General features: G+C 27.9%; 8 protein-coding genes. All 8 read right to left on the reverse strand.

Features of this window, described 5'->3' with window-relative positions:
• Positions 1 to 624 precede the first annotated feature (624 nt).
• The gene (locus CLSA_RS20175; RefSeq protein WP_022750109.1) at positions 625 to 2058 is read right to left on the reverse strand and encodes a cadherin-like beta sandwich domain-containing protein; all 1434 of its coding nucleotides are present in this window, start codon (positions 2056 to 2058) and stop codon (positions 625 to 627) included.
• 414 nt (positions 2059 to 2472) lie between these two features.
• Positions 2473 to 3942, reverse strand: a complete 1470-nt coding sequence (locus tag CLSA_RS20180) for a putative cell wall binding repeat protein (protein WP_022750113.1) — start codon at positions 3940 to 3942, stop codon at positions 2473 to 2475.
• 389 nt (positions 3943 to 4331) lie between these two features.
• Positions 4332 to 6107 (reverse strand): N-acetylmuramoyl-L-alanine amidase family protein, encoded by a 1776-nt coding sequence (locus CLSA_RS20185; RefSeq protein WP_022750117.1) that lies wholly within the window; start codon positions 6105 to 6107, stop codon positions 4332 to 4334.
• Between the two features lie 287 nt (positions 6108 to 6394).
• Positions 6395 to 6538, reverse strand: a complete 144-nt coding sequence (locus tag CLSA_RS23260; protein ID WP_022750121.1) for a hypothetical protein — start codon at positions 6536 to 6538, stop codon at positions 6395 to 6397.
• Positions 6539 to 6735: 197 nt separating this feature from the next.
• Positions 6736 to 8490 carry an N-acetylmuramoyl-L-alanine amidase family protein gene (locus CLSA_RS20190; protein ID WP_022750124.1) on the reverse strand — a complete coding sequence of 585 codons (1755 nt, stop codon included), beginning with the start codon at positions 8488 to 8490 and terminating at the stop codon, positions 6736 to 6738.
• A gap of 639 nt (positions 8491 to 9129) precedes the next feature.
• A complete protein-coding gene (locus tag CLSA_RS20195) occupies positions 9130 to 10344 on the reverse strand; it encodes a hypothetical protein (RefSeq protein WP_022750128.1) in 1215 nt (404 codons plus the stop codon).
• 134 nt (positions 10345 to 10478) lie between these two features.
• Entirely contained in the window at positions 10479 to 11444 is a 966-nt protein-coding gene (locus CLSA_RS20200; protein ID WP_022750132.1) for a glycosyltransferase family 2 protein, read from the reverse strand.
• A 62-nt stretch (positions 11445 to 11506) separates the two neighbouring features.
• Positions 11507 to 13033 carry a glucosyltransferase domain-containing protein gene (locus tag CLSA_RS20205; RefSeq protein ID WP_022750135.1) on the reverse strand — a complete coding sequence of 509 codons (1527 nt, stop codon included), beginning with the start codon at positions 13031 to 13033 and terminating at the stop codon, positions 11507 to 11509.
• Between the last annotated feature and the right edge of the window lie 4 nt (positions 13034 to 13037).

Consider the following 13037-nt stretch of genomic DNA (forward strand, 5'->3'; position numbering starts at 1 on the left):
TGACATTTTGGACTTGTTATTTTCTTTCATGTGCCTAATTTATCAACATAATGAATACTATATTCTACAAAACCTAATATTATATACCATGAAAGTTAAGATTTATATGTTCATGATATCATTATTTTCGACTATTTTAAAGATTTCTTTACATACATGAAATAAAATATAAATAAACAAATCAAGTCTTAGATTTAGACACGTAAAAATAAAATATATGTATTCTAATTTATAAGTTCAGTTCTTAATTCCTATGTCTATTTGATTTTTTTGCTTTCATTACAATATACAATTTTTTTTTACAATATTGGACCTTTTTTAACTTTAATTAAAAAACATACTAAATTATAAACAAACAAATTGTAATTAATTAATTTTTAATTATTTTTCAAAAAAATAAAGACTATCTCAAAATACAAAATTAGCACAATATATTAATCGTTTTATACTAAAAATCATCAATAATATTGTACTAAACTCTATTTTGAGACAATCCTTTTTTATTACTACACCATGAATATTCAATTTCAAACTACTGAAATATTAATGGTGTAGAAAAACAAAATATAAACTAAATTTAAACTTTAAAATATATTCCATACTAGAAAGTAAGTTACAAGTTGTTTATCTATAATTAAAATTTACAGATCCATCTTCGTTAAAATTATATTCATATCCATCTATAACTTTAGTACTTGTTTGCATAGTTCCATCTTCATTTAGATAATAATATTTATCATCTTTATAAAGCCAACCAGATCTCATAGTTCCTGCGTAATTTATATAGTACCAATTACCATTATTAAATACCCATTCTCCAGATTTCATGCTTCCATCATTATTCATAAAGTACCAATCGTTATTAAAATCTAACCATCCGGTTTGCATTACACCATGTTCATCTAAGTAATACCACTTTTTATTATCTAAAATCCAATCAGTCTTCATTTCACCTTTATAATTTAGAAAGTACCATTTGTTATCATCTACTATCCAGCCAGTTTTCATTTCTCCAGAGTTATCAAAGAAATACCACTTATCATCATATTTTAACCAACCAGTTTCCATTGCTCCATTGTTATTCAAGTAATACCAATTATTATTATATTTCAACCAACCTCTCTGCATAGCTCCGTAATTATCTAAATAATAATAGTTTCCCTCATACAATAGCCATCCAGTATGCATGTATCCTCTTTCATTGAAATAAAAATAATTTTGATATTTGCTATCAAAAAGCCACGTACTTTTTAAAGGTTCTCCCATTGAATCATTATATGTCCATCTACCATTTACTAAAACCCATTGATTAGGTTTTAGCTTATCCTTGACAGATGAAGTAACGTCTGGTGATACAGGAATACCTAAATATATATTTAAATTATAAACTCTTTCCCTTTGAGTCTCCTCATCTTTAACAGTTGCATTAATTACATATTTTCCTATACCTTTAAACTTTATTTTAATGTTATCATTAGAACTTAATTGCTTATCATTAACCTTTATTGTATAATTAGGATCTTCTCTTATAGTAGTTAATTTCATATATTCTGTATCTTCATCAAGCTCTATATTATAAAAACGTTTATTTTTATCAAACCCAATACTCTTATCATCTATATTTATATCTTTCAAATAAACAGCATCTGATATACCTCTATATATATATATTGCGTATGTTTTTTCATAGCTATCATCAAATGCATCTTTAATCTTTACCTCAATTTTGTTTTTTCCTTTTTGCAACTTAACAACTTGTCTATATTTATCTTCTTCTGTTACTTGAGTGCCATTAATTAGAACTTTATCATTGTTATAAAATGGTTTAGCCCTAACTACTATTGCATCTGTATCTTCATTAACATCTAAAACATAAGAATATTTATCCTTTGAAAAATCAATACTATATCCACCACTTAATGTAATACTCTTTATTTCTGCATCACTTTCGGCATAAGCAGCTATAGGTCTTAAACATCCATAGTTTGCAGCTTCAATTACACAAAATGTGCTTACAAAAAGAACTGCCCTTGCCATATATTTAAGGCTTTTTCTCACTTTCTCGCCCCCTTAAATCCCTTTGCTCTCCTATTAATCTTACCATTATCATTTTATAGTGTAAATGTATGTTAATAAACAAGTTCTTAATTTTACATTAACTTTTTGTTAATTTTATAGATAAACAAACTACTACTAACTAGATTTATACTTTGAAATATATTTTATACTAGAAAGAAGCTGTATTCTTTTTGGGAGTGTTGCCTTTGTAATTTGGTTGTAGGTATTTCTTCAGTAGAAGTTGTGCTATTTCGCTTGCCCTTAACTTGTTTGAGGCGCATGCAGGGATAGGACAACTTCTGTTGATAGAAATCCACAACCAAATTATATACCAACCAAGAAAAAGAATACAGCTTCTTTCGATTTGCCATCATATAAGTCTAAGTTAAAGGTTGTTTATTTGTATTTTAATTCTTATTGCCAGATTCCATTATCATTGAACAAATATCTTTGTCCATTTATAACTTTCGTTCCAGTGACCATAGCTCCATTAGAATCTAAATAGTACCAATTTCCTCCAAGGCATATCCATCCTGTTAACATAACTCCATCTGCTCCTAGGTAATACCAATTGCTTCCTACCAGCTTCCATTCTGTTGCCATATCACCACTGCTATTTAAGTAATACCACTTTCCTCCGTCATATAACCAATTAGTTTGCATTACACCATTTGCATTCATGTAATACCATTTTAAATTTATATATTTCCATCCTTTAACTAATGAACCATTCTCTATATACTGCCAAGTACCATCATTAAGCTGCTTCCATTGATTTTGAGATTGCGTTGTAACAGTTACATTATTTATGCTATCATTACCTTTTGCTCCTGAAATTAAAACTTTACTCAAAATATAATCTGAACAATGCTCTATTGTAAATTCTACATTTCCATCTTTAACTCTTACACCAGATTGCACCAGCTCTAATTGTTTAGTATCATCATTATAATAATACACATACATTAAATCTCCATTATAATCTGATCCAATATTATATTTTATTTCAGCTTTACCCGGAAGTTTTCCACTATGCTTGAAATATAAATTAACTACATCCACACCATTTGTTAATTTTTTTATATCTGATTCATTTGGAGACGTTGTATCAATTCTAGTATCTAAACTACCATCCAAAGCTGATGGATCTTTAATATCTTTTCCTTTAAATATCCATTCATAATCATTACCAACAAAATCCAAAGTTATATCACTATGATTTTGTAAAGTTTCAAAAACTTCTTGTTTTATTTTAGGTTCATCATAAATAGTCTCTGTTACAATTTCATTAGAATCTGCATTCCTAATATCAGATTCTATTTCTTTTGAATCAGCTGTTGAAGATTTACTACTACTACTACTTGAAGAAGATTTCTTACTAATACTACCAGTTCTACTACTTGTCATAGTATCACTATCATTAATTGTTGAAGTAACTCTTACCTTAATATAATCATCTTTATCATCACTATCAAGCTTATATTCACTATTAGTTGCACCCGATATCTCATGATACGTTCCATCTTTACTACTGCTCTTTAGCCATTGATATTTAACCGAAGGCTTTACCATCCCTGCATTATAATCCACATTAGCAGTCAATGTTTTACCAACTCGCTCTGTCCCAGATATATATACTGACTTTATAGCCTTAGTCGTAGAAGGATCAGGTTGTGGTGTCACTGCTTGTCCCGTTGTACTATCTACAGAAAGTGCTACTACATTAGATAATTGTAATGATAAATCGTTTGCTTGTTCACCATTCTCTGCAGCATAAGCAACATTATATTTTTCTGTCATAGACGTTGCCACTCCACTTATCTGAGCTGATGTTAATGTTGCAACAACTATTGCTAATGTTCTTATATGCATATTTTTTTTCATTAATATTCACCGTCCCAATTTTAATATTTGCTTCAAAATAAAATGTACCTATTGCTATTAATTATACCATAATATTCATGAAATCTTAAAATTAAGAACCTTATTTATTTCTTAAATAAAGATAAATAAAAAAGCAGCCCTAACTAGCATAAAGCTTGTTAAGGCTACTCTTTCGTAGAATATAGAATATAGATTATATATCATTATGTTTTGTAAAATTATGTCGTTACTTTATTGTCATGTTATAAATGTTGTGTCATTACCTATGTTGTATAAATTAGTAGTATATCTACTATATTACATGAGAGCTTGTACGCTCTCATGATTATTTTTTTATTTCCCTAGAAATATTCTAGAAATTTTCACAGAATATGAACAAATAGTTTAGACTATCTGATCCAAGCTCCGTTAGCTCCTAATTTGTATCCACCTATAGTTGTGTTTGCAGCCATTGATCCATTGTCTTGTAAGAAATACCAGTTTCCATCAGTATCCTTGAACCAACCAGTTTGCATTGCTCCTGAGTTGTTTAAGTAATACCAAGCTGATCCATCTTTAACCCAACCAGTTTGCATTGCTCCTGAGTTATTTAAGTAGTACCAAGTAGCTCCATCTTTAACCCAACCAGTTTGCATTACTCCTGAGTTGTTTAAGAAGTACCAAGTAGCTCCATCTTTAACCCAGCCAGTAGCTTTTGATTTATCATTATTCATGAATGACCAAGTTCCATCTGAATTCTTGTTCCAACCAGCTTTAACTGTAGTTGTTGTATCTGTTGTAGTATCTGTAGTTGTTGTGTCTGTTGTAGTATCTGAATTTGTTGTATCTTTTCCGCCTACAATTGTGTAAACTTGATCATCATTACCATTATCTTTGCTCCAAGCAACTAAGTTGTTTTCATCATAAACGTTTATTGAATCCATTGATCCATCAACTTTGTAAGTTTTAACCCAATCTTTGTTATTATCAAATTTGTAGATATATCCACTTTCTAATCTCCAAAGGTTACCATTAGCATCTACATCAAAAGAAGTTGCAACTTCATTTGAATCTGCATTCTGAGGATCAATATAGTTAAATCCACTAGTTGTCTTAAAGTCGATTGTTTGAGCTGTTACTTTATCATTTGCAACAACGTATGATACTAATTTAGTACCAAATGCGCTGAATTTTGCATCTGCTAATAAATCTATTTTAGCTCCGTTTTGATCTGCAAGAATATAGTTAGTTACTGATGCAGCATATTTAGCTCCATCTACAGAATCACTTGCTTGAGCTTTTGATATTTTTTCAATAGCTGTGAAGCTTACTTTATTTCCAGTACCACTTGCTTCAACTGTGAAAGCAGTTCCAGTTACTGCTACACCATTAATTTTAGTTATAGGTGTAACTGTATTTTCAACAACATATTTTGTTTTTCTATATATGTTATTTGCATCTTGTGCAATTATTTCAGCATTTGCAATTGATACTTTTGCTGAACCATTATTATTCTTAAAGTCTTTTGAATCCTTAGTATTTTCTACTGTAACGCTTTGTGCAGTTGTAGTATCTCCAATTGTAGCCTTGATTTTTCCCACACTATAATCTGCATCTATGTAATTTCCTTTATTATCTGAATAGATGTTTAAAGCTGCACCAGTATCTTTGCTAGTGTAAGTTGTTGCATACCAAGTAGTTGCAAATTTAGGTCCTACTGTAATTTCGCTTATATTTGAATCATCATGTAATACATCGTGATCAGAATATCTGTCTTTAGCAGTATTTTTAATATTCTTTCTTAAAGCTAATGCTAAATCATCTATTGAATTTTCTTTAACATCATCTGCAGTTACTTTACCAGTTGATAAATCCATAGAGTAATCTCCATTACTAATATCTAGGTACTTGTCCCCAAATATTTCAGTAGATGCTCCACTATCAACATCTGATAAATCATTATATTTTCCACCGCTTAAGTAATAAGCTCCGTCAGTTTGTCCATCTTTAACATTTCCATCAACATATACTTTTCCATCTTTGTAAGCAACTGCTGAATAGATTGTTCCTTCTTTAGTTTCAGTCTTTTTATAGTCAGCTGCATTTGCTGCTGTAGCAGGTACTATTGAAGCAACTGCTGCTGCTGCTACTAATAATGATGTTACTTTGTTCATTCTTTTTATCATATCTTCTTCCCCCTGATATTCATGTCTTTTTTCGTCTTATTCCCAAGAACAAATTCATTGTAGCATGATGCTCGAAGTTTGTGAATACTTTTTTAAAAAAATTTAATGTAATTATATTTCCTAGTTAACTATAATTATGTTGGACAAGTATACGTATCTATTTTTGGTAAAACATGTAGAGGAATTATTCATAATACATACATTATTTAACACTTAACATATGGTTTTATATTTATTTTTCTTTATTTATATAAATTTTATACATAATTGTTATTTAAATCGCAACTTCAAAGTCCTATATAATCTAAATAATATATATATGTTGCAACATTATTTATCCATTGACTTAGTGATACAGTACATGGTTTTGATGCAACTTCCAAATTCCCACTATATATATTAGTATCATTTCTACTTTTAAATTTCTTCAAATGTAATTCTTATTAAGACACATAAAAAAATAGCACCTCCATCTGACAAACGCATTTTTCATCATAACATATTGGACTTGCTATTTTCTTTCATTTACCTAATTTTTATATACGTAAAAAAGGACGAGCAATGCTCGTCCTTTCTATAACCTAGTTAACTCTGATTACTTAGCGTAAACTAGAATTACTAAATTCTATTATACTAAAGCTCCGTTAGAACCTAAAGTATATCCACCAACAGTTGTGTCATGTAACATAACTCCTGATTCATTAGCATAGTACCAAGTTCCATTTGTATCTTGGAACCAACCAGTCTTCATAGCTCCACTTGGTGCTAAGTAGTACCAGTTTCCACTTACTTGAATCCAGCCAGTCTTCATAGCGCCGTTTTCAGCTAAGTAGTACCAAGCTCCACCGTTTGTTAACCAACCGTTTTGCATCATAACGCCATCAGCATTTAAGAAATACCAAGTTCCGTTAGTTTGTCTCCAACCATTTGTTACCTTAGCTCCGTTTTCATAGTAAGCCCATGATCCGTCAGCAGTGTTTTGTACCCAACCTACTTGTGCAGTAGTTGTAGTTGTAGTTGTAGTTGTGTCTTTATCTTTATCTTTATCTTTAGTCTTTGATCCGATTACTGAGTAAACTTCATCACTATCGTCACTCCAAACAACCATGTTGTCTTTGTCGTAAACTGATAAGTTAATCATAGCTCCATCAACTTTGTAAACTTTGTTCCAGTCTTCATCGTTGTTCCATTCATAAACGAATCCATCATTTAACATCCATAAGTTTCCATCAGTATCTGTATCAAAACTTGTTACGTCATCGTCGCAAACACTGTTTACATCAGCATAGTAGTATGCACTCTTAGTTTTTAATTCTATAGTTGCAGCTAAATGTAAATCTTTGTTGTATGCAATTACTTTTCCGTTAACTACAGTATACTTAGTTGTACCATTAGTAAGTAAATTAGCTTTATCTCCACTATATAACTTAGCATCTTCATCTGAAATTACATAAGTTGTTACATTTTTAGCATATCTTGCTCCATCTGCTTTATCAGAATCTTGAGCTTTTGAAATCTTTTGAATTACATTTAAAGCTACTGTTTTATCATCACCAGTTGCTTCAACTGCAGAACCAGTAGTAACTTTAACACCATTTACTTTATCTATTTTTTTAGTCTTGTTAGTAATTTCTATAGTTGCTGTTCTGTAGATATAATCCTTATCTTGTCCAATTACAACTGGAGATTTAACTGTTGCTTTTGTATCATCATCATTGATTAAATCATCTGTATCTGTGTTCTTTAAAGTAACTGATTTACCAGCTGCTTCAACCTTGATTTTTCCTATATTGTAATCAGCATCGATGTAATTTCCATTTGCATCAGTGTATACTTCGTATTGTGCTACTCCTGCTTCTGAAGCATTTTTTACGTCATAGCTAGTAGAATACCATGTTGCACCATATTTTGCTCCTGGTATTACAGTTAATTGTTTACCATCTTTAGTTGCATCTGCATCTGTTTTAGAATATCTTCCATCGTTGTCAGATTTTATTTTCTTTTTAAGATTTGCTGCAGCATCATCTGCATCATCTTCTACCATGTTATCATCTGTAACTTTACCACTTGTTAAATCAACGAAGTTGTCTCCATCTTGGATGTCAAGGTATTTTGCATTATGAACTCCATCGAATGAATCACCAGTACTAACACCGTCTAATTCAGTATACTTACCATCTTTTAAGTAGTATATAGCATCAGTATCTCCGTCTTTAACATTTCCATCGATAACTGCAACACCATCTTTATAAGCTTGTGCGTTATATACTTTACCATCTTGAGATTCTATTCTCTTGTAATCAGCAGCGTAAGCTGGAACCATTGAAGCAACAGAAGCTGCAACTACTAATAAACTTGTTATTTTTGTTGATCTTTTAAACATAATTTTTCTTTCCCTCCTAATTTTTCATAATTCAGATAAATTATAACACCCTTGTACATTTATGTAAAGGAATATTATGCTGAATATATTTATATTTAGTATAATAAACAATTTATTAAATGTATTATTATACCCAATCTACATTATTTTAGTATAACATACCACATATAGTTTGTACATATAATTTTATCATATATTTATATATTTTCTTTATATGGATTTTAATTACTACAAAGTCATTATATATACAAACGTGATTTTAATTTTAGGTACTTTTTTATATAAATTTTAGAAATATATTTTTTATTATACTTTATTTCCTTATTAGAACTAATTTGCATTATATAATACAAAGTTTAATTTAAATATTGGTACCTTTTTTAATATTGTAGAATAATTATTTTTTTATTACTGTTATTCCTCATTTATGTAAATACTATATTTAGATTTATGTGGTAACTTACCGAAAGAATGAGGATTATATTTTCATAACCTTCTTGCTTAAGTTCATCCTCGTATCTTTTCTCTTCAATTTTATGTCTTATAGAATGTATGTACTTAACAAAAAAACAGATAAGACTTTGTAATTTATCTTACCTGTTTTATATCCTACATATATTAAATTTGTTTTCTAATTATTTAAATACTGTTTTTGTTTTCATAAAGTATTTTTTTATCTTCAAAATTTATAAATTCAAAAAAAACTTTGATAACTATAAAAAATTGAATTATGCTCGATATCACCATTGAAATTGATGTAACTCCAAATAAATAAGTCATGTACACATTCAATGACATCCCAATTATACCTACAGGAACTACAATATTTTTTCTCCTAACTAAAAAATACACAACTGATAATATATCTGCTAGAAACATATATCTATCATGCATTGATGGTAGAAAATAAGTCTCAACTAGTGTTAATAACAATGCCAATTCAATTATTTTTGTATTATCTAATTCAATTCTTTTACCTAAAATATATATAGATAAAATACCAATACTTATAATCGTAAAAATAATTCCACATTTACTAAACACTTTATTTCCATAAATCAAATTATATATATTAGGAAAGTTTAAAGTTAAGTTAGTATATTCACCAATTTGATTAAAATATACATTCCATAACAAATTTAAAGGTCTTCCAAACAAAAATGCAGGTATGTATAAAATAACATTTATCATAGGTATAATAAAAAAATTTATAATCGAAAAATCTTTTTTATTGAAATACAAAATTACATATAGCGGAAAAATAAATATAGCCTGTAATTTAAATGCCATAGCAAGTCCATAAAATAAAAATGCCTTAACATATTTTTTATCTAACAAATAATAAATTGAAAATAAAATAAATGTAACATAAATAATGTCGCACTGCGCCCATGCAGAACTATTCAAAATAACAGTTGGTATAAATAAAACGAGTGAATAAGTAATAGTAGAAATAAGCTTAAAATTTTTATTATTTTTTAAAAGCTTTTTCATGATTAAATAACATGCCATTGCTCCAATATAATCAAATATAATAGAAATAAATTTAACTTTGAACATATAATTTAAAGGTACATATGTCAAACTTGCTAGTATGTATAAATAAGGCACATTATAATCTGAATTTATAGATGCTATCCCTAAAAAGCCATTATGATTTGCTAAATATTCTCCCCACTTGCATATATAAACATCATAATCCGAACTTTTAATATCAAGAAAATTAACTCTTATAATAAATGCACAAATCGATACTATTATTATGAACATTTTATATAAGTTTTTATCAACAAATTCAATTATTTTCTTATCTATTATATTTAAATAACTTTTAATATTAAATCCAGGTTGCATTCTTTTCTTTCCTTTTCAATATATTTTTAATTCACTTTTATTCTAAAGTAAGCAATAAACACTCTTTATGCTTACTTTCAAAAAAGTTTCAATCATTAATTTTTTATTTCAATATATATTTTTTAAATTTATTCTTAAACATCTTTTATTTTGTTTTCAATTAATCTATCAGAAATTATAAATCTTGGTCTTTGTTTCGTTTCATTATATATCTTTCCAATATACTCACCTATAACTCCAAGGCATAAAAGCTGAATTCCCCCAAGCATCCAAATAGAAATAGTTAAAGATGTCCATCCTGTTACTGCATTTCCAATAAAATTAATAATGATAGAATATATTAAAGTTAGAATACTAATAAAAAATATAGTAAAACCGATTCCTGTAATTATTCTTATAGGTTTTATGCTGAGTGATGTAATTCCATCTAAAGCAAAAGCAATCATCTTTTTTAGTGGATATTTTGATTCACCTGCAAATCTTTCATGACGTTCATATTCAACTATTGAATATTTGTATCCTACCAAAGGAACCATCCCTCTAAGAAATAAATTAACTTCTCTAAACTTATTCAACCCTTCTAAAGCACGCTTACTCATAAGGCGATAGTCAGCATGATTATATACCATATCTACTCCTAGACTACTCATTAGCTTATAGAAAGCTAAAGCAGTTGTTCTCTTAAAGAAAGTATCAGTATCTCTCGAACATCTTACCCCATAAACAACATCAGATCCTTGATAATACTGTTCAACGAATTTATCTATAACATTTACATCATCTTGCAAATCTGCATCTAATGATATAGTCATATCTGCAAATTCCTTAGCAGTCATAAGCCCCGCTAGTAATGCATTTTGATGTCCCCTATTTCTTGAAAGATTAATACCAGAAAAAATATTGTTTTCAGAATGTAATTCCTTTATAATACTCCAAGTTTTATCTTTTGAACCATCATTAACAAAAAGAATTTTGCTTTCATCTGATATAATATTATTTTTAATCATAGTATTTATTTTTTCAATTAATCTTTTTGCGGTTTCATGTAGTACCTCTTCTTCATTATAGCAAGGTATAACTAAATATAAAGTATCTTTCATATAGCACTTTCTCCTTAATTTCGGTAATTTTAAATACTTATGTATGCATTTTAATAATATTTTTAATACAAAATCAAATATAACGTATCTCCTACAAAAATAAATTGCTCATCTTTAGAAAACTCATCCCAATTTTTCCCCTTAAAGTACTTCTCATATATTGTTGAATCCATTGGTACTTTAATATAATCTTTATCTGAAAAATAATTTATCATATTCACATTGGCCCAAGGTGTTATAAATGCCCTTATATTAGTATCATAAATTGAATATCCAATATTTTTATAATTATATGTAGGTTTTGTATCATTTTCTGCAGCAATATATTTAACCTTAATATTATTTTGATTTTCGTATTTTTCAATTTCTTGATTAATCATTGAAACATATTCTTGATCTAATCTATTGCTTTCCATATGATTAATACCAATGTTCTGTATTTGTATATAATTGATTATTAAAAACGTACTTGATATAACCAGTAATGCTCTCTCCATTCTCTTATTATTTTTACAATTAAACATTACTAAAATAATAAGAGAAGATAAAAACACAAAAAATCCTACAATAGTTCTTTGTGCTAACCATAGATTACTTGTAAATAAATGTGGTGCAAATATAATTAAATAATTGATAACTATAACACATATAAAATATGCAATATTTTTTTTACAATATTTATTTTTTCTTAGTAAATAACCAAGCATAAAAAATAATACAATACCAAATATACTAACACTATATTTAGGAAGAAAATTATATGCATTATTCCAAATACTTTTTTGTACTCTTAAGACTCCTTCCATATTTGTTTTTATAACTTCAAAACTAAAACTCGGTGCCCTATCACCCTTTACAGCTATTCCTAATACTATTGCTAATTTTAATAATAAAACATTCAAGACAGAATTAGAAAAACCTATAAAAAGTACGAGAAATGATTCTTTGACAGAAACCATGTTTAAGTTCATTTTATTTTTAATTAAACAAATCACTAAACTGTATATAATAAAAATGCCTAAATTTGCTTGATATATTCCCATAGAAATCATTAAAAATAGGAAGGAACCTATAATATTAATAATTCTATTACCTTTATTTAATATGTAAATTGCTGCAACAGTACTAACTAATCCTGTACCTAAGAAAAAAGTAATCTCCGGATACAAAAACCATTCTAATAAAAATACATTTATAAAAGATAATATAATTGAAATATTAACCAATATCCACTGACTAAATTTTAAGCTTTGTAAATACTTACTTATAATCGAAAACAATATTGTACTTGACGCCGCAATACAAATTATTAAATATACTGAAAATATTTGCTGATTTAATGTTGGATTAATATTTAATTTATTAAATATTAAATTTAAAAAATATGTAACCATTCTCCCTTGCATTAGATATTGCATTCCTAAATTATCATATATAATAGCATAAGAATCTACAGAAAAATGCATTTTCAGAAACATTGCATAAGCAATTCCTACAAAAATTAAATGTGTTATAAATATTTTAATATTACTACTTTCAAATTCTAATTTTTTCATATTAATCACATTTTCATTCAAATTTTCTTTCATTAAT

Origin of the sequence: Clostridium saccharobutylicum DSM 13864, from assembly GCF_000473995.1 — a bacterium.
GTDB lineage: Bacteria > Bacillota > Clostridia > Clostridiales > Clostridiaceae > Clostridium > Clostridium saccharobutylicum.